We start from the raw sequence: 18,459 nt of genomic DNA on the forward strand, positions 1-18,459 counted from the left end.
CAGGAGGCCACCGACACTCCCGCACCACGCATCCCCGCCGGGCGCCCCGGCAGCGGCCCGCTCAGCCCCTGTGGACAGTCAGTCCTTGTGGACGCTCAGTCCTTGTGGACGGTCCCGTCCGGGTCGAGACCGCGGAAGGACAGGATCACGATCAGGAAGCCGCCGCACACGATCGCCGAGTCCGCGAGGTTGAACACCGCGAAGCCCTTCGGCGCGATGAAGTCGACCACCGCTCCCTCGAACACCCCGGGTGCGCGGAAGATCCGGTCGGTGAGGTTGCCCAGGGCGCCGCCGAGCAGCATGCCGAGAGCGATCGCCCACGGCAGGCTGTAGAGCTTGCGGGCCAGGCGGGCGATCACGACGATCACGGCCGCCGCGATGCAGGTGAAGATCACGGTGAAGGCCTCGCCGATCCCGAAGGCGGCGCCCGCGTTCCGGATGGCGTTGAACTGCAGCCAGTCGCCGATGATCTCGATCGGCTCGTGGTGCTCCAGCTTCGCGACGACGATCATCTTGCTGACGAGGTCCAGGGCGTACGCCAGCACGGCCACCGCGAACAGGACGAGGATCTTGCGCTTGCCCTTGGGGCGCTGCTCGCCCGGCGAAGCCTGCTCGTCCGACGAGGTCTGCTCGCTCTTGGCGGCCTGCTCGTCCTTGGCGGCCTGCTCGCCCTGCTCGCTCTGTCCCGTCGCCTCGCCGGAGCCCGAGGCGGACTGCTCCGGCTCGGTCCCAGCCGCCTCAGGGATGTCCGGCGTACCGATGATGCGCTCCGCCTCTGCCACGTGAGTCCCTCAACCTAGGTACCTGACTGGGGACGAGGGTACGGCACACACGTACGGCATCAGGTGGTCAGGCCGCCTTCAGTAGCGCCGTTCCTGCTTCTGCTTGCAGTCCATGCACAGCGTCGCGCGGGGGAAGGCCTGCATCCGCGCCTTGCCGATGGGATTGCCGCAGTTCTCGCAGATGCCGTACGTCCCCGCGTCAAGGCGCTCCAGGGCGCGCTCGGTCTGTTCGAGCATCTCGCGCGCATTGGCGGCCAGGGACATCTCGTGTTCCCGCGTGATGTTCTTCGTGCCGGTGTCCGCGTCGTCGTCGCCCGCGCCGTCCCCGGAGTCACGCATCAGGCCCGCGAGGGCGTCCTCGGAGGAGGAGATCTCGGCTCCGAGCCGCAGCGCCTCGCTCTGGAGCTCCGCACGGGCCTCCTCGACCTCGTCCGGGGTCCAGGGGTCCTCGCCGGGCCGGACCGCCAGCTCACCGGGCTCCGCGGCGGCGACACGCGCCTTGGGCACCGCCGTCGGCTTCTTCGCTGCCGTCGCCGTGCCCGGAGTCTTCTTCGTGACCACTGTCGTGGCTCCCGTCGTCTCCGCGGCCTGAGCCGCGCCCTCGGCCGCTGTCTCGGCCGTCTTCTTGGCTGTGCTCTTCGTGGCGGTGCTCTTCTTGGCGGCGCTCTTCTTTGCGGCTGTCTTCTTCGCCGGAGCCTTCTTCGCGGCGGGAGTCTTCTTGGCCGCAGCGGACTCCTTGGCGGGGCCCTCCCCGGCTGCCGTCTTCTTGGCGGCATCGGCGACCTTGGCGACCGCCTTCTTGGCGACGGCCTTCTTGACGGCCGCTTTCTTGGCGACGGCCTTCTTGACGGCCGCCTTCTTCGTGGTCTTCTTGGCTGCGGTCTTCTTGGCCGCAGCCTTCTCGCCGACGGGCTTGGCGGCCTCGTGCGGGCCCTGAGAACCGTGCGTCCCGCCTGCTCCCTGTGTGGCCGCGCCCGTGGATCTGCCCGACGCCGAATGCTGTACGGCGGTCTTCTTCGCCACCATGGCCGCGGCCCCTTCACATTTTGTGATCTTGCTCGCGCAATCGTGCTGGGACGATAAATCGACTCAAGGCCCGCGGCAACGGGGCACGCCGCTCGATACGCCCGCCCCACGGGTGCAGCGCGGCGAACATGCATGCGTTGTGCCCAGCTCCCAGCCGGGTAATCCGGCCGGTACGACGGGCCAGGATCCCGGCGCTCCACATGTCGCCATTCGGGTCAGTCACCCCGGCCCCGGCGGCATGGGGCCCGAGGCCGCTTCAAGGCCGCTTCGAGGCGGAAATCAGGCATAAAATTGGACATGACCAGAGAAGGTGCGTCATGCGCAAGACAGCCGACTGCCGCGAATTCCCGAGCGAGACCAACTGCACCCTCGCCATCTCCGGCGAGGAGGAGGAAGTGGTCCGCGCCGCCAGCGAGCACGCCGTGTCCGTCCACGGGCACACCGACAGCCCGGAGCTGCAAAAGATGGTCCGCGACTCCCTGAGGGACGAGGTCCCCCAGCACGCCTGAGGCGGCCGCCCGAAATCCGGTCGGCCCCGTACACCCCGGCCCCGTACACTGGCCGGAGCGAGAAGCGTGGATGGGGACGAGTAGCGGCGTAAGCGGCCATGAGCGACCCGGGGACGGTGTGAGCCCGGGGGCAGGCGCGACGCGAAGATCACCCCTGAGCCGCCGGAAGAACCACCAGCAGTGGGCCCCCGGGCCCGCCGCAGGCCAGTAGACCCGGCATCGCGACCCCAATGAGGGGGCTTTCCCGGGCGTCACACGCGCCTGGAAGGCCAAGGAGGGTGGTACCGCGGGAGCGCGACAAGCGGCTCTCGTCCCTCCGACGGAACGGAATCGTCCGCCGGAGGAAGCGCGTTGAACACGCAGCCGCAGTACCGCCAGGTGCCCGCCCAGGTCGACCTGCCCGCCCTTGAGCACGCCGTGCTCGACTTCTGGCGCGAGCAGAAGATCTTCGCCAAGAGCCTGGAGCAGTCCGAGGGCCGCCCCGAGTGGGTCTTCTACGAGGGCCCGCCCACCGCCAACGGCATGCCGGGCGCCCACCACATCGAGGCCCGCGTCTTCAAGGACGTCTTCCCGCGCTTCCGCACCATGCGGGGCTATCACGTCGCCCGCAAGGCCGGCTGGGACTGCCACGGCCTGCCGGTCGAGCTCGCGGTCGAGAAGGAGCTCGGGTTCAACGGCAAGAAGGACATCGAGGCGTACGGCATCGCCGAGTTCAACGCCAAGTGCCGCGAGTCCGTGACCCGGCACACCGACGCCTTCGCCGACCTCACGACCCGCATGGGCTACTGGGTCGACCTCGACGACGCGTACCGCACCATGAACCCCGAGTACGTCGACTCCGTCTGGTGGTCCCTGAAGGAGATCTTCAACAAGGACCTCCTGGTCCAGGACCACCGCGTCGCCCCCTGGTGTCCGCGCTGCGGCACCGGCCTCTCGGACCACGAGCTGGCGCAGGGCTACGAAACGGTCGTCGACCCGTCCGTCTTCGTCCGCTTCCCGCTCACCTCCGGCCCCCTCGCGGGCGAGGCGGCACTCCTGGTGTGGACGACCACTCCGTGGACCCTCGTCTCGAACACCGCGGTCGCCGCGCACCCGGACGTCACGTACGTCGTCGCGACGAACGGCGAAGAGAAGCTCGTGGTCGCCGAGCCGCTCGTCGAGAAGGCCCTCGGCGAGGGCTGGGAGGTCACCGGCAAGACCTTCACCGGCGCCGAGATGGAGCGCTGGACCTACCAGCGCCCCTTCGAGCTCGTGGAGTTCCCGGCCCCGGCCCACTACGTGGTCAACGCCGACTACGTCACCACCGAGGACGGCACCGGTCTGGTCCACCAGTCCCCCGCCTTCGGTGAGGACGACCTCAAGGTCTGCCGCTCGTACGGCCTCCCGGTCGTGAACCCGGTGCGTCCCGACGGCACCTTCGAGGAGGACGTCCCGCTCGTGGGCGGTGTCTTCTTCAAGAAGGCCGACGAAAAGCTCACCGAGGACCTCCAGGACCGCGGTCTGCTCTTCAAGCACATCCCGTACGAGCACAGCTATCCGCACTGCTGGCGCTGCCACACCGCGCTCCTCTACTACGCGCAGCCGTCCTGGTACATCCGCACGACGGCCATCAAGGACCGCCTCCTCCAGGAGAACGAGAAGACCAACTGGTTCCCCGACTCGGTCAAGCACGGCCGCTTCGGCGACTGGCTGACCAACAACGTCGACTGGGCCCTGTCCCGCAACCGCTACTGGGGCACCCCGCTGCCCATCTGGCGTTGCGAGGAAGGCCACTTGACGTGCGTGGGCTCACGCGCCGAGCTCTCCGGCCTGACGGGCACCGACCAGTCGGAGCTCGACCCGCACCGCCCGTACATCGACGCGGTGACCTTCCCCTGCCCGACCTGCCAGGAGACGGCGACGCGCGTCCCCGAGGTCATCGACGCCTGGTACGACTCCGGTTCGATGCCGTTCGCGCAGTGGGGATACCCGCACAAGAACAAGGAGCTCTTCGAGAGCCGGTACCCGGCGCAGTTCATCTCGGAGGCCATCGACCAGACCCGCGGCTGGTTCTACACGCTGATGGCGGTCGGCACGCTCGTCTTCGACAAGTCGTCCTACGAGAACGTGGTCTGCCTCGGCCACATCCTCGCCGAGGACGGCCGCAAGATGTCCAAGCACCTGGGCAACACCCTGGACCCGATCCCGCTGATGGACCAGCACGGCGCCGACGCCGTGCGCTGGTTCATGGCGGCCGGCGGCTCCCCGTGGGCGGCACGCCGCGTGGGCCACGGCACGATCCAGGAGGTCGTCCGCAAGACGCTCCTGACGTACTGGAACACGGTCGCCTTCCAGGCCCTGTACGCCCGTACGTCGAAGTGGGCCCCCAGCGACGCCGACCCGGCGCCCGCCGACCGCCCGCTCCTGGACCGCTGGCTGCTCAGCGAGCTGCACGCGCTCACCGACCAGGTCACGCAGGCCCTGGAGGGCTACGACACCCAGCGCGCGGGCAAGCTCCTGTCCACGTTCGTCGACAACCTCTCCAACTGGTACGTACGCCGCTCCCGTCGCCGCTTCTGGCAGGGCGACAAGGCGGCCCTGCGCACCCTGCACGAGGTCCTGGAGACGGTCACCCGCCTCATGGCCCCGCTCACGCCGTTCATCGCCGAGCGCGTCTGGCAGGACCTGGTGGTGTCCGTCACCCCGGACGCCCCGGAGTCGGTCCACCTGACGTCCTGGCCCGAGGCCGACCTGTCGGCGATCGACCCGGACCTGTCGCGGCAGATGGTACTCGTGCGCCGCCTGGTGGAGCTGGGCCGCGCCACGCGCGCGGAGTCGGGCGTCAAGACCCGCCAGCCGCTCTCCCGCGCCCTGATCGCGGCCACGGGCTTCGAGTCGCTCAACCCGGAGCTGCACGCCCAGATCACCGAGGAGCTCAACGTCTCCTCGCTCGCGTCGCTCTCCGAGGTCGGCGGATCACTGGTCGACACCACCGCGAAGGCCAACTTCCGCGCCCTCGGCAAGCGCTTCGGCAAGGGCGTCCAGGCGGTCGCCAGGGCCGTCGCGGACGCGGACGCCGCCGCGCTGTCCCTGGCCCTGCGTGAGGGCACGGCGTCGGTCGAGGTCGACGGCGAGAAGATCACGCTGGCCCCGGACGAGGTCATCATCACGGAGACCCCGCGCGAGGGCTGGTCGGTGGCGTCGGATTCCGGTGCCACGGTCGCCCTCGACCTGGAGATCACCGAGGAGCTGCGCCGGGCAGGCCTCGCCCGTGACGCGATCCGCCTGATCCAGGAGGCCCGCAAGAACAGCGGCCTGGACGTCGCGGACCGGATCGCCCTGCGCTGGACCTCCACGGACCCGGCCGTGATCACGGCCCTGTCCGACCACGCCGACCTCATCGGGGACGAGGTCCTCGCCACGGACTTCGCCCAGGGCGAGGCCGACGACACGTACGGCGAGACGTTCTCGGACGAGTCCCTGTCCCTGACGTTCCGCCTCCGCAAGGCGTAACCGCCAGGAGTCACCGAAGGCCCGGTCCCGCCAAAGATCTTGGCGGGACCGGGCCTTCGGCGTTGTGTCCCACGGACAGATGAACGTTTCTGCACCCTCCGACGGGCGGGCACACAAAAGGGCGAGGCCCCCAGGAGAACTGGGGGCCTCGCCCTGAACGCTGCCGACGCCTAAGGCGTGGAAACGGCCGTCAGTTGTCGTCCTCGTCGATGAGGAAGCCACGCATCGGCGACGGAGCCTGCTGCATGGGCTGCGGGGCCTGCGGCCGCACCGGCGCCATCGGCTGGGTCATCGCCGGCGACATCTGCTGCTGGCCGCCATAGGACGGACCGGCGGTGGGCTGGTTGCCGCCCATCGACTGCTGACCGCCGTACGACGGGGCGCCCGCGCCGGCCGGTGCCATGGAAGGCGCCGGGGACGGCGGAAGGGAGGCCGTCGCCGGGGTCCGCGGCGGGGCCAGCGAGTCGTCGGCCTGGGTCTCCAGCTGACGGAGCTGCGACTCCAGGTAGGACTTCAGACGCGTGCGGTACTCGCGCTCGAAGCCGCGCAGGTCCTCGACCTTGCGCTCCAGCGTGGCGCGAGCGGACTCCAGGGAGCCCATCGCCACGCGGTGCTTCTCCTGCGCGTCCCGCTCCAGGGCGTCGGCCTTGGCACGGGCGTCACGCTCAAGGCCCTCGGCGCGCGAACGAGCCTCGCCGACGATCTTGTTGGCCTCGGAACGGGCCTCCGCGATCGCCTGGTCAGCGGTCTGCTGGGCAAGGGAGAGCACGCGAGCGGCGCTGTCGCCACCGGGGCCCTGGCCGGGCTGGGGCATCTGCGGACCGTGGCCGCCCATGGGACCACCCATGGGGCCGCCCATCGGACCGCCCTGGCCCATCGGGCCGGGACCCTGCGGACCACCCTGCGGGCCGTGCCCACTGGGTCCTGCGGGCAGCTGCGGCGCGCCACCGGGCAGCTGCGGCGGACCGCCCATCTGCTGGTGCTGCGGATGCTGCTGCGGGTGCTGCTGCTGCGGCGGCACCGGCTGCGGGCCCGATATTGCGGCGGGCACGGGGGCGCCCGGACCGCGCTGGTCCTGCGGTTCCGGAGGCTTGCGCATCCCGCCCTGCTGCTGGTTCTGCGCAGCGGCGCGGGTCGCTGCTGCCAGTTTGGCGCGCAGGTCTTCGTTCTCGCGGAGCAAGCGAGTCAGTTCGGCTTCGACCTCATCGAGGAAGGCATCGACCTCGTCCTCGTCATAGCCTTCTCGGAGGCGGACGGTCGTGAACTGCTTGTTCCGCACGTCCTCGGGGGTCAACGGCATCTCTTCACCTCAACGTAGTCGTCGGCATTCGGCAAGACCGTATCGTTCACAAGCCGCTCACGACGGTGATCAGGATGTAGACGATGATCATCAGTACGAAGAAGGACAGGTCGAGCGCCACGCCCCCGAGACGCAGCGGCGGAATGAACCGCCGCAGAAGCTTGAGCGGTGGATCAGTGACAGTGTAGGTGGCCTCCAGAACGACCACCATCGCCTTGCCGGGTTGCCATGAGCGGGCGAACTGGAAGACGTAGTCCATGACCAACCGGAAGATCAACACGATGAGGAAGCACATCAGCGCGATGTAAAGCACCTGCAAGACCACGCTCATGTTCGCGGTTCCCTCTCCCCTGTTACTCGTGCTGCGTTAGCCGGTTCTGCGTTACTGCGTCACTTACGTCTCAGCTCTGGTTGAAGAACCCGCCCTCTGCGATGCGAGCCTTGTCCTCCGCCGTTACATCGACGTTAGCAGGCGACAACAGGAACACCTTCTGCGTCACTCGCTCAATGCTGCCATGGAGGCCGAAGACGAGACCGGCGGCAAAGTCGACAAGTCGCTTCGCATCCGTGTCGTCCATCTCGGTCAGATTCATGATCACCGGAGTGCCTTCGCGGAAGTGTTCCCCGATGGTACGGGCCTCGTTGTAGGTCCGGGGGTGCAGCGTGGTGATGCGGTAGGGCTCCCGCTCGGACACAACCTTGGGCATGATCACCGGTGCGTTCTTCTCCAGGCTCTGGCGTTCAGGTGTGATGGATGCCACGGGGGCGATTCGCGCCGGACGTCCTGATTCCGCGGCTAGCGAAGCGGAATGGGCGACCGGCTCACGCTGTGCGGGGGGCTGCACCACTCGTACCGATTCGTCCCTTTCAGACACGTGCGCCTGACGGGACTGGTGCGACTGGTGGGGCGGCTCATGCCGCCTGCGGTCCCGCTCGGGCTCCGGCTCGGGTTCGAACTCGTCATCGGGGTCGAACCCCGGACCGTCGTACCCATCGTCCTCCACGAGGCCGAGGTAGACCGCCATCTTGCGCATCGCGCCGGCCATGCTCTGAGTCCTCCGCTCTGTGGTGGATCGGCTGTCGTCACCAACTGCCCGCGATCCACGAGGTCTCCCCGCCCAACAGCGAGAATGACCATATTTTCTGCTGTGGTCCGACTTCTTGGCGACGTTACCCGAGCCCGGGTCGGACTCCGAGTACCGCCGTACCGACGCGCACATGTGTCGCTCCGGCCGCCACGGCCTGTTCGAGGTCCGCACTCATCCCTGCCGACACCATGTTCGCAGCCGGATGAGCCGCGCGCATAAGGGTTGAGAATTCCACAAGGCGCTCGAACGCCGCCTGTTGCCGCCCCGCGTACGGACCGGTGAGCGGCGCCACGGTCATCAGACCGTCGAGCCGCAGCCCCGGAGCCTGTGCCACGAGTCCGGCCAACTCCTCGATTCCGCCGGGTCCCACGCCCCCGCGCTCGCCCCGCCCGTTCTCCTCGGCGTCGAGAGCGACCTGGATCAGGCAGCCGAGTTCCCGCTCCGCGCGCACGGCTCCCGCCGAGAGAGCCGTGACCAGCTTGGGGCGGTCCACGGACTGGACCACATCGGCGTAACTGACCACAGAACGGACCTTGTTGGTCTGCAATTGACCGACAAAGTGCCAAGTAAGGGGAAGATCCGCGCAGTCGGCGGCCTTGGGGGCCGCGTCTTGGTCGCGGTTCTCGGCGACGTGACGCACGCCGAGCTCCGAGAGGATCCGCACATCGCTCGCGGGGTAGGTCTTGGTGACCACGATCAGGGTCACCTCCTCCCGCTTGCGCCCGGCCGCCGCGCACGCCGCGGCGATGCGCTCTTCGACCTCCGCCAGATTTGCGGCGAGTTGAGACTTACGGTCCGTCATGCCCTATCAGTCCAGCCAGACATAGCCCGCGAGACGACCGGTGGTCCGGTCGCGGCGGTACGAGAAGTGGTCACCGGATTCCAGGGTGCACACCGGCGACTGCTCCCGGTCGCGCACCCCGAGCCGCTCCAGCTGGGCGTGCACCCCCGCGGTCACGTCGACCGCCGGAGTGCCCCAGCTCGTCTCGGCGTACGCCGCGGGCTCGATGGCGGCGGCATCGGCGCGCATCTCCTGAGGCACTTCGTAGCAGCGGCCGCAGACGGCGGGTCCGGTGCGGGCGATGACACGGGCCGGGTCGGCGCCCAGCTTCACCATCGCCTCGACGGCGGCGGGGACGACCCCCGCCAGCATGCCCGGCCGCCCCGCGTGAGCCGCCGCCGCGACCTTGGCGACCGGGTCGGCGAGCAGGACGGGCGTGCAGTCCGCGGTGAGGACCGCCAGGGCGAGGCCCCGGCGTGCGGTCACCACGGCGTCGACCGCCGGGATCTCGGCATCGCTGCCCCAGGGTCCGTCGACCACGGCGACATCGGGGCCGTGAACTTGGTTCATCCAGACGACGCGCGCCGGATCGATGCCAAGGGCCGTGGCGGCGAGCCCACGGTTCGTGCGCACGGCCTGCGGGTCGTCGCCGACCGCACCGCCGAGGTTGAGCTGTTCGTACGGAACGGCGCTCACTCCGCCCCACCTGTCGGTGAAGGCGAAGTGCGCGCCGCTCGCAGTGCTGTACTGGCTTATCACTTCAGGAAGTCCGGCACGTCCAGCTCTTCGGCCTGGCTGTCCTGGTACGGACGGGCCGGCGGAACCTGCGGCGGGGCCACGGGCGCGGACGGGGCTTCGTTGACCGCGGGCGCCTCGACGGGCTCCGGGGACGACGGCTCGTCGTGCGACGTGACGCTGCCGAGGCCGCCGTAGGGCGAACGGGACTCGGCCGGACGGCTCGTGGCCGCCGGCTGCTCGTCACGCTGCTTGGCCGACGATGCCGAGCCGAGGACGGTGTCCCGCTTGGACGGTGGCTGACCACCGTCGAAGCCCGCCGCGATGACGGTGACCCGGACCTCGTCGCCCAGGGCATCGTCGATGACGGCGCCGAAGATGATGTTGGCCTCGGGGTGGGCCGCCTCGCTGACCAGTTGGGCCGCTTCGTTGATCTCGAAGAGGCCGAGGTCGGAGCCGCCGGAGATGGAGAGCAGGACTCCCCGCGCTCCGTCGATGGACGCCTCGAGCAGGGGCGAGGAGATCGCCATCTCGGCGGCGGCCACCGCGCGGTCGTCGCCGCGCGCCGATCCGATGCCCATGAGGGCCGAACCCGCCTCGGACATGACCGACTTGACGTCGGCGAAGTCGAGGTTGATCAGACCGGGGGTCGTGATGAGGTCGGTGATGCCCTGGACACCGGAGAGCAGGACCTGGTCCGCCGACTTGAAGGCGTCCAGAACGCTGACCTGCCGGTCCGAGATGGACAGGAGCCGGTCGTTGGGGATGACGATGAGGGTGTCGACCTCTTCGCGCAGCTCCGCGATCCCGTCCTCGGCCTGATTGGCGCGACGACGGCCCTCGAAGGTGAACGGCCGGGTGACGACGCCGATGGTCAGGGCGCCCAGGGAGCGAGCGATGTTGGCGACGACAGGTGCGCCGCCCGTGCCGGTGCCACCGCCTTCGCCGGCGGTGACGAAGACCATGTCGGCCCCCTTGAGGACCTCCTCGATCTCCTCGCGGTGGTCTTCTGCCGCCTTGCGGCCGACTGCCGGGTTGGCTCCGGCGCCGAGGCCACGGGTGAGTTCACGGCCGACGTCGAGCTTGACGTCGGCGTCGCTCATCAACAGGGCTTGCGCGTCGGTGTTGATGGCGATGAACTCGACGCCCTTGAGACCGACCTCGATCATCCGGTTGATGGCATTGACACCACCGCCGCCGACACCGATGACTTTGATGACTGCGAGGTAGTTCTGCGGTGCTGCCACGTCGAAGGCCTCTCGCCTCGAGTTACGTGTCGCCGCCTCGCGGGTTCGCGCCGCGACGACTGATGCCGAATGGGACGGTCCGAACGCCGACCCGAACCCTAACGCTGAAGTTTAGGGTTACCAGTGTGTCTGTTCCTTGGACTCTTCCGAACAGGACACTAAGTCGACAAGTGGCGCACGTTCAACGAACACGCCGAACCTCCCGTTTTTCTTTTCACCCTATGTGATCAGCCGTAGCGCTGCCGAACCAGGGTGCTGGCCTGCGACGATATGCGTCAACTCGTCGATGAAGCAGGGGCGGTGGGGACACTCACATCGAAGTGCCGTGCCTTGGGGGCGGCTTTCATCAGGGCGGTGAGTGTGCTTGCCTTCGTCCGGCCCTTCTCGCTGCTGCCCCACGCTACGGTGCGCCCGCCGCTCAACTCCAGCGAGATCGAGTCGTACGAACGGACCTTGACGACCCGGGTGTCACGGGCCACGGCGGCCGGAAGCGCGCCCGCGACCCGTACCGACTCGCGCCGCAGGCGGTGGGAGTCGAAACGGCGCAGACTCGCCGCCGCGTTCTCCTGATCCGGCCTCAATTCCAGGAGCGGAACGCCCTTCGGGGCGTGTCCGACCGTGGCGAATCGCACGCCCTTGGCGTCCACTTCGACGAACTTTCCGCCCTTTTCGATAAGCAGAACCGGCTTGCGTTCAGTCACTTTCAGACCGATTCCGTGCGGCCAGGAACGGACCACGTCGACCGAGTCGATACGCCGCAGTTTCTTGCGCAGCCGGTCCTCAAGAGCGTCGGTGTCGACCGAGATCAGTGGCGCCCCGACCGGCGCCGCGGCGGCTTCGCGCACCTCTTCGGGCGTCAGGATCCGGGTGCCGGACGTCGTCACGCGCTCCACGCGCAGCCACTGCGAGCCGTAGAACAGCCAGATGCCTCCCGCACCGAGCAGCACGAGTGCGGTCAGCGAGAGGATCAGGGTGCGCGGCCGCGGCATGCGTACGCGGGAGCGCGACGGGCGGGGCGGGCGGGACCCACCAGAAGCAGACTTCTGCCGTTCGGCGGTGGTCGGTCCGGCCACGGTCCCCTGCCTTCTTCTGCCTTCTAGTGCCGTCTCACCCGTTGCGGCGTGAGGCGATCGCCTCGTACACCATGCCGACGAGCAGGTCGTCGGCATCCCTGCGGCCGAACTCCGATGCGGCACGCGACATCTCGTACAGCCGGTGCGGATCAGCGAGCACCGGGAGGACGTTGCCCTGCACCCACTCGGGCGTCAGTTCGGCGTCGTCCACCAGGAGTCCACCGCCCGCCTTGACCACCGGCTGGGCGTTCAGCCGCTGTTCGCCGTTGCCGATGGGCAGCGGGACGTAGGCGGCCGGAAGCCCGACGGCGGAGAGTTCGGCGACGGTCATCGCGCCCGCGCGGCAGAGCATCATGTCCGCCGCGGCGTACGCGAGGTCCATCCGGTCCACGTACGGTACCGGGATGTAGGGCGGCATACCGGGCATGTTCTCGACGTACGGCATTTCGTTCTTCGGGCCGACCGCGTGCAGGATCTGGATCCCGGCGCGCTGCAGCACCGGAGCGACCTGCTGGACGACCTCGTTGAGCCGCCGCGCGCCCTGCGAACCACCGGAGACCAGCAGCGTCGGCAGGTTCGGGTCGAGGCCGAAGGCGGCGCGCGCCTCCGGACGGACCCGGGCCCGGTCGAGCGTGGCAATGGTGTGGCGCAGCGGGATGCCGATGTAGCGGGAGTTGCGCAGCTTGCTGTCCGGCGTGGCGACGGCCACCCCGTGGGCGTACCGCGAACCGATCTTGTTGGCGAGGCCGGGACGCGCGTTGGCCTCGTGTACGACGATCGGCGTCCCGGTCCGCTTGGCCGCGAGGTACCCCGGCAGCGCGACATAGCCGCCGAAGCCGACCACGCAGTCCGCCTTCGTACGCTCCAGGATCTGCTCCGCCGCCTTGATCGTGCCGCGCAGCCGCCCCGGGACGGTGATCAGTTCAGGGGTGGGCTTGCGCGGCAGCGGAACGGCCGGGATCAGCGCGAGTTCGTAGCCCCGCTCGGGTACGAGTCGGGTCTCGAGTCCACGCTCCGTGCCCAGGGCCGTGATGCCCACGGTCGGGTCCTGCCTCCGCAGGGCGTCCGCGAGGGCGAGCGCGGGCTCGATGTGGCCGGCGGTCCCCCCACCGGCGAGTACGACATGCACCGAAATTCACCGCTCTCCGGACGAACGCGCCTTGACGCGCCGTCTCATCGTGTTCCATCTCACCCGAGGTTGCCGCATGGCCAGGGCCGCCTTTGCCGCCGGGTCCTCCCGCGCGAAGGCGATGAGGAGTCCGATGGCGAACATGGTCGGCAGCAGGGCTGAGCCCCCGTAGGAGAACAGCGGGAGCGGGACACCGGCGATCGGCAGCAGACCGAGCACCGCACCGACATTGATCACGGCCTGCGCCGTGATCCAGGTGGTCACGCCTCCCGCGGCATACCGTACGAAGGGGTCCTCCGTGCGTCCGGCCACGCGGATACCCGCATAGCCTAGAGCCGCGAACAGAGCGAGCACCGACAGCGTCCCCGCCAGGCCGAGTTCCTCCCCCGTGATGGCGAAGATGAAGTCGGTGTGCGGTTCCGGCAGTTGACCCCATTTTTCCACACTCGCGCCGAGGCCGGAACCGAAGAATCCGCCGGAGGCCAGGGCGTAGATCCCGTGCACGGCCTGCCAGCACTGGTCGCCGGGGCCCGGATCCGTGGCACCGATGCAGGCGAGCCTCGCCATGCGGTTGGGGCTGGTCTTGATGAGGATCACGCCGAGCAGGGCCGCGATCGAGAGCACCCCCGCGAAGAGCCGCGTCGGGGCCCCCGCGAGCCAGAGCAGGCCGAAAAGGATCGCCGTGAGAATGATCGCGGTGCCCATGTCGCCGCCCAGCATGATCAGTCCGAGCAGCATGAAGGCGACCGGGACGAGCGGCACCAGCATGTGCTTCCACTGGGTGAGCAGGCGCTTGTCCTGCTTGCGGGCGAGCAGGTCCGCGCCCCACAGGACGAGGGCGAGCTTGGCGAACTCACTGGGCTGCAGCTGGAAGGGGCCGCCCAGATAGATCCAGTTCTGGTTTCCGTTGACGCTGCGCCCTATCCCGGGGACCTGCACGAGCACCATCAGGAAGACGGTCACGGCGAGGATCGGGTAGGCGAGCGCCCGGTGCAGCTTGATGGGCATGCGCATGGCCACGAGCAGCAGGATCGAGCCGAGCACGGCCGCGACGAACTGCTTGCGGAAGAAGTACGCGGCGGGCAGGTCCAGCTGCAGCGCCTGGATCATCGACGCCGAGTAGACCATCACCAGGCCGAGCACGGTGATCAGCAGGCTGCTGCCGAAGATGAGGTAGTACGCGGTCAGGGGCCGGTCCCAGGCCCGCTTGGCGCGGGTGTAGAACCGCCGTACCGCGTTCTCCCGCGGCGGGCGGGGTGCGCCCGCGGAACGGACCGGCGCGGGCCTCTTGGCGAGGCGCGTGGGCGCGCGCCCGCTACTGCCTGCCATCGAGACCCCCGACCGGCCACCACGACGCTGCCACGTGCCCTCCTAAGGGTGCCGGGCGCCCCCGGACCAAGGGGCCCGCGTCAGGCGCTCGCGCCGAGTTCGCGGACCGCGTCCGCGAACGCGTCACCACGCTTGTTGTAGTTGGTGAACATGTCCATCGACGCACAGGCCGGGGCCATCAGTACGGTGTCCCCCGGCTCGGCGAGCCGTGCAGCCTGTCGTACCGCATCGGACATCGCCCCAGTGTCGGTCCGGTCGAGGTCGACGACCGGGACCTCGGGCGCGTGTCGCGCGAGGGCTTCGCGGATCAGCGCGCGGTCGGCGCCGATCAGGACGACGGCCCGCAGCCGCTTCGCCGACTTGGCGACCAGCTCGTCGAAGGTGGCGCCCTTGGCGAGCCCGCCCGCGATCCAGACGATCGATTCGTACGCGGCCAACGAGGCTTCCGCGGCGTGGGTGTTGGTGGCCTTGGAGTCGTCGACGTACGCCACATCGGCCACGTCGGCGACGTGTTCGATGCGGTGGGCGTCGGGACGGAAGGCGCGCAGACCGTCGCGCACGGCCGTCGGCGGCACGCCGTAGGCGCGCGCGAGAGCGGCCGCGGCCAGGGCGTTGGCGATGTTGTGCGGGGCAGGCGGCCGCACGTCGGAGATCTCGGCGAGCTCCTGCGCCTGCTTCTGACGGTCCGGCACGAAGGCACGGTCGACCAGAATGCCGTCCACGACGCCCAGTTGCGAGGGCGCGGGCGCGTTCAGCGTGAAACCGATGGCGCGGCAGCCCTCTTCGACGTCGGCGCCGCGGACCAGGTCCTCGGTGGCCTTGTCCGCGACGTTGTAGACACAGGCGACCTGATTGCCCTCGTAGACGCGGCCCTTGTCGGCGGCGTACGCCTCCATGGAGCCGTGCCAGTCCAGGTGGTCGGGCGCCAGGTTCAGGACGGTCGCGGAGTGGGCGCGCAGCGAGGGCGCCCAGTGCAGCTGGTAGCTGGAGAGCTCGACGGCGAGCACGTCGTACGTCTCGTCGCCGGTGACGACGTCGAGCAGCGAGACCCCGATGTTGCCGACGGCGGCGGTCCGCAGACCGGCCGCCTCCAGGATCGAGGCCAGCATCCGCACGGTCGTCGTCTTGCCGTTCGTGCCGGTGACCGCGAGCCACGGCGCGGCGTCGGGGCCGCGCAGGCGCCAGGCCAGCTCCACGTCGCCCCACACCTCGACGCCGGCAGCCGCGGCGGCCGCGAAGAGCGGCTTGTCCGGCTGCCAGCCGGGCGTGGTGACGATGAGTTCGGTGCCTTCGGGCAGGGTGGCCCCGTCGCCGAGGCGGACGGTGATGCCCTCGGCCGCCAGCTCGTCGGCCTGCGTACGGGAGCGCTCGTCGTCGCCGTCGTTGACGACCGTGACGACCGCGCCCAGGCCGTGCAGCACGCGGGCCGCCGGGATCCCGGAGACGCCGAGCCCGGCGACGGTGACGTTCTTCCCCTGCCAGCTGGTCACTTCTTGGCTGCCCATCCTGCGTAGAAGAGGCCGAGTCCGACGATCACGCACATGCCCTGGATGATCCAGAAGCGGACCACCACAAGGACCTCGGACCACCCCTTGAGTTCGAAGTGGTGCTGCAGTGGCGCCATCTTGAAGACTCGCTTGCCGGTCATCTTGAAGGAGCCGACCTGGATCACGACGGACATGGTGATCAGGACGAACAGGCCGCCGAGGAGCGCGATGAGCAGCTCCGTGCGGGAGCAGATCGCGAGACCGGCGAGCGCGCCGCCGAGGGCCAGCGAGCCGGTGTCACCCATGAAGATCTTGGCGGGCGAGGTGTTCCACCACAGGAAGCCGAAGCAGGCACCCATCAGCGCGGAGGCCACCACGGCCAGGTCGAGTGGGTCTCTGACCTCGAAGCAGGCCTGCGGGTTGGTCAGCGTGACGGCGTTGGCGCAGGACTCCTGGTACTGCCAGACACCGATGAAGGTGTACGCGCCGAAGACCATCACGGAGGCGCCGGTGGCCAGGCCGTCGAGGCCGTCGGTGAGGTTCACGCCGTTCGACATCGCGAGGATCATGAACAGCGCCCAGACCACGAAGAGCACCGGGCCGATCGACCAGCCGAAGTCCGTGACGAACGACAGCTTGGTGGAGGCCGGGGTCTGGTTGCGACTGTCCGGCCAGTTCAGCGCGAGCACGGCGAAGCCGATGCCGACGATCAGCTGGCCCGCCATCTTCGCCTTGGCGCGCAGGCCGAGCGAGCGCTGCTTGACGATCTTGATGTAGTCGTCGAGGAATCCGACGAGGCCCATGCCCGCCATCAGGAAGAGCACGAGGAGACCGGAGAGCGTGGTCTCCGTCCCCGTGATGATCTTCGTGAGGAAGTACGCGATGAGCGTGGCGAGGATGAAGGCGATGCCACCCATGGTCGGCGTACCGCGCTTGCTGTGGTGCTCGCGCGGGCCGTCGTCCCGGATGAACTGCCCATAGCCCTTGCGGGCAAGGAACTTGATAAGGAGCGGGGTTCCGACCAGGGTCAGGAAGAGCCCGATCACACCCGCGAAGAGGATCTGCCTCATCGGCCGGCGACCTGCCCCTCGGACGACGCGCAGTCATCGAGCAGCGCCGTGGCGACCCGCTCGAGACCGACCGATCTGGAAGCCTTCACCAGCACGACGTCTCCCGGGCGCAGCTCGCTGCGCAGCAGGTCGATCGCCGCCTGTGCGTCGGACACGTGCACCGACTCCTCACCCCACGAACCCTCGTTGTATGCGCCCAGTTGGAGCCAGGACGCTTCCCTGCCCCCGACTGCCACGAGCTTGCTCACGTTCAGTCGGACAGCGAGCCGTCCGACCGCGTCGTGTTCGGCGAGCCCCTCGTCACCGAGCTCGGCCATGTGACCGAGCACCGCCCACGTACGACGTCCCTTGCCCATGGACACGAGCGCGCGCAGGGCGGCTCGCATGGACTCGGGGTTCGCGTTGTAGGCGTCGTTGACGACCGTCACGCCGTCCGGGCGCTCGGTGACCTCCATCCGCCAGCGGGACAGCGTGCCCGCGTCGGAGAGCGCGCGGGCGATCTCGTCTGCGGACATGCCCAGCTCATGGGCGACGGCGGCCGCGGCAAGCGCGTTCGACACGTGGTGCTCACCGTACAGCTGCAAGGTCACGTCGCTGCACCCGGAGGGTGTGTGCAGCGTAAAGGCAGGCTGTCCGATCTCCGTGAGCCGGACATTCTCGGCACGGACGTCGGCGTCGGCGGACTCTCCGAAGAGCAGGACGCGCGCCTTCGTGCGCGAAGCCATGGCGCGCACCAGCGGGTCGTCGGCGTTCAGGACGGCGGTGCCGTCCGCGGGGAGACTCTCGACGAGTTCACCCTTCGCCTGTGCGATCTGCTCGCGTCCGCCGAACTCGCCGATGTGGGCGGTTCCGACGTTGAGCACGAGGCCGATCTTCGGCGGGGTGAGGCCGGTGAGGTAGCGGATGTGGCCGATGCCGCGCGCGCCCATCTCCAGGACGAGGAACTGTGTCTCGTCGGTGGCGCTGAGGGCGGTGAGCGGCAGGCCGATCTCGTTGTTGAGCGAGCCGGGCGTGAAGACCGTGGGCGCCTTGCTCCGCAGGACCTGGGCGAGCAGGTCCTTGGAGCTGGTCTTGCCGACGGAGCCGGTGAGCGCGACCAGCGTCGCGCCGAGCCGCTCCACGACGTGCCGCGCAAGGGCGCCGAGCGCCACCTGCACGTCGTCGACGACGATGGCCGGTACGCCGACGGGGCGCGAGGCAAGGACGGCGGCGGCGCCCGCCTCGACCACCGCGGCCGCGTAGTCGTGGCCGTCGACGCGCTCGCCCGCGAAGGCGACGAAGAGGCTGCCGGGCTCCACTTCACGGGAGTCCCTGACGACCGGTCCGGTGACCTGGACGGACGGATCCGGTATGTCGTACGTCTGCCCGCCGACGACAGTGGCGATCTCGGCGAGGGAGAGGGCGATCACAG

16 protein-coding genes are annotated in these 18,459 nt (G+C 69.3%); 2 read left to right on the forward strand and 14 right to left on the reverse strand.

What is annotated here, in order from left to right; genetic code table 11:
• Positions 1-95: 95 nt before the first annotated feature.
• Together lspA and AC07AG_RS35325 are read right to left on the reverse strand one after the other, a co-directional pair.
• A complete protein-coding gene (lspA, locus tag AC07AG_RS35320) occupies positions 96-782 on the reverse strand; it encodes a signal peptidase II (RefSeq protein WP_478760459.1) in 687 nt (228 codons plus the stop codon).
• A gap of 78 nt (positions 783-860) precedes the next feature.
• A complete protein-coding gene (locus tag AC07AG_RS35325; protein WP_478760460.1) occupies positions 861-1,808 on the reverse strand; it encodes a TraR/DksA family transcriptional regulator in 948 nt (315 codons plus the stop codon).
• 317 nt (positions 1,809-2,125) lie between these two features.
• Here AC07AG_RS35325 and AC07AG_RS35330 point away from each other — a divergent pair, with 317 nt between their 5' ends.
• Positions 2,126-2,317, forward strand: a complete 192-nt coding sequence (locus tag AC07AG_RS35330; protein ID WP_478760462.1) for a DUF1059 domain-containing protein — start codon at positions 2,126-2,128, stop codon at positions 2,315-2,317.
• A 351-nt stretch (positions 2,318-2,668) separates the two neighbouring features.
• Positions 2,669-5,809, forward strand: a complete 3,141-nt coding sequence (ileS, locus tag AC07AG_RS35335) for an isoleucine--tRNA ligase (RefSeq protein ID WP_478760463.1) — start codon at positions 2,669-2,671, stop codon at positions 5,807-5,809.
• Positions 5,810-5,999: 190 nt separating this feature from the next.
• On the opposite strand, the gene AC07AG_RS35340 is transcribed toward ileS, so the two are convergent.
• The 12 genes from AC07AG_RS35340 to AC07AG_RS35395 form a co-directional block, all read right to left on the reverse strand.
• Positions 6,000-7,109, reverse strand: coding sequence for a DivIVA domain-containing protein (locus tag AC07AG_RS35340; RefSeq protein WP_361045454.1), 1,110 nt, complete (start codon positions 7,107-7,109; stop codon positions 6,000-6,002).
• 46 nt (positions 7,110-7,155) lie between these two features.
• On the reverse strand, positions 7,156-7,440 hold the full coding sequence (locus AC07AG_RS35345) for a YggT family protein (protein ID WP_249590439.1): 285 nt from the start codon (positions 7,438-7,440) through the stop codon (positions 7,156-7,158).
• A gap of 70 nt (positions 7,441-7,510) precedes the next feature.
• Positions 7,511-8,155 (reverse strand): cell division protein SepF, encoded by a 645-nt coding sequence (locus AC07AG_RS35350; RefSeq protein WP_249590438.1) that lies wholly within the window; start codon positions 8,153-8,155, stop codon positions 7,511-7,513.
• 124 nt (positions 8,156-8,279) lie between these two features.
• Entirely contained in the window at positions 8,280-8,999 is a 720-nt protein-coding gene (locus tag AC07AG_RS35355; RefSeq protein WP_478760466.1) for a YggS family pyridoxal phosphate-dependent enzyme, read from the reverse strand.
• Between the two features lie 6 nt (positions 9,000-9,005).
• Positions 9,006-9,737: a peptidoglycan editing factor PgeF gene (gene pgeF, locus AC07AG_RS35360; RefSeq protein WP_478760468.1), complete on the reverse strand. Its 732-nt coding sequence runs from the start codon at positions 9,735-9,737 to the stop codon at positions 9,006-9,008.
• A complete protein-coding gene (gene ftsZ / locus AC07AG_RS35365; protein WP_478760469.1) occupies positions 9,734-10,960 on the reverse strand; it encodes a cell division protein FtsZ in 1,227 nt (408 codons plus the stop codon). The genes pgeF and ftsZ overlap by 4 nt, the downstream gene beginning before the upstream one ends.
• 275 nt (positions 10,961-11,235) lie before the next feature.
• A complete protein-coding gene (locus tag AC07AG_RS35370) occupies positions 11,236-12,033 on the reverse strand; it encodes a cell division protein FtsQ/DivIB (protein WP_478760470.1) in 798 nt (265 codons plus the stop codon).
• Positions 12,034-12,067: 34 nt separating this feature from the next.
• Positions 12,068-13,162 carry an undecaprenyldiphospho-muramoylpentapeptide beta-N-acetylglucosaminyltransferase gene (gene murG, locus AC07AG_RS35375; protein ID WP_160504531.1) on the reverse strand — a complete coding sequence of 365 codons (1,095 nt, stop codon included), beginning with the start codon at positions 13,160-13,162 and terminating at the stop codon, positions 12,068-12,070.
• A gap of 6 nt (positions 13,163-13,168) precedes the next feature.
• Complete coding sequence (gene ftsW, locus AC07AG_RS35380) at positions 13,169-14,491, reverse strand: putative lipid II flippase FtsW (RefSeq protein WP_478760471.1); 1,323 nt, start codon at positions 14,489-14,491, stop codon at positions 13,169-13,171.
• An 80-nt stretch (positions 14,492-14,571) separates the two neighbouring features.
• A complete protein-coding gene (gene murD / locus AC07AG_RS35385; RefSeq protein WP_478760473.1) occupies positions 14,572-15,996 on the reverse strand; it encodes a UDP-N-acetylmuramoyl-L-alanine--D-glutamate ligase in 1,425 nt (474 codons plus the stop codon).
• Positions 15,978-17,048, reverse strand: a complete 1,071-nt coding sequence (mraY, locus tag AC07AG_RS35390) for a phospho-N-acetylmuramoyl-pentapeptide-transferase (RefSeq protein WP_249590431.1) — start codon at positions 17,046-17,048, stop codon at positions 15,978-15,980. The genes murD and mraY overlap by 19 nt, the downstream gene beginning before the upstream one ends.
• Entirely contained in the window at positions 17,045-18,457 is a 1,413-nt protein-coding gene (locus AC07AG_RS35395) for a UDP-N-acetylmuramoyl-tripeptide--D-alanyl-D-alanine ligase (protein WP_478760475.1), read from the reverse strand. Before AC07AG_RS35395 ends, mraY begins: the two co-directional genes overlap by 4 nt.
• Between the last annotated feature and the right edge of the window lie 2 nt (positions 18,458-18,459).

The sequence above is a fragment of the Streptomyces sp. NPDC044044 genome, from assembly GCF_056434405.1.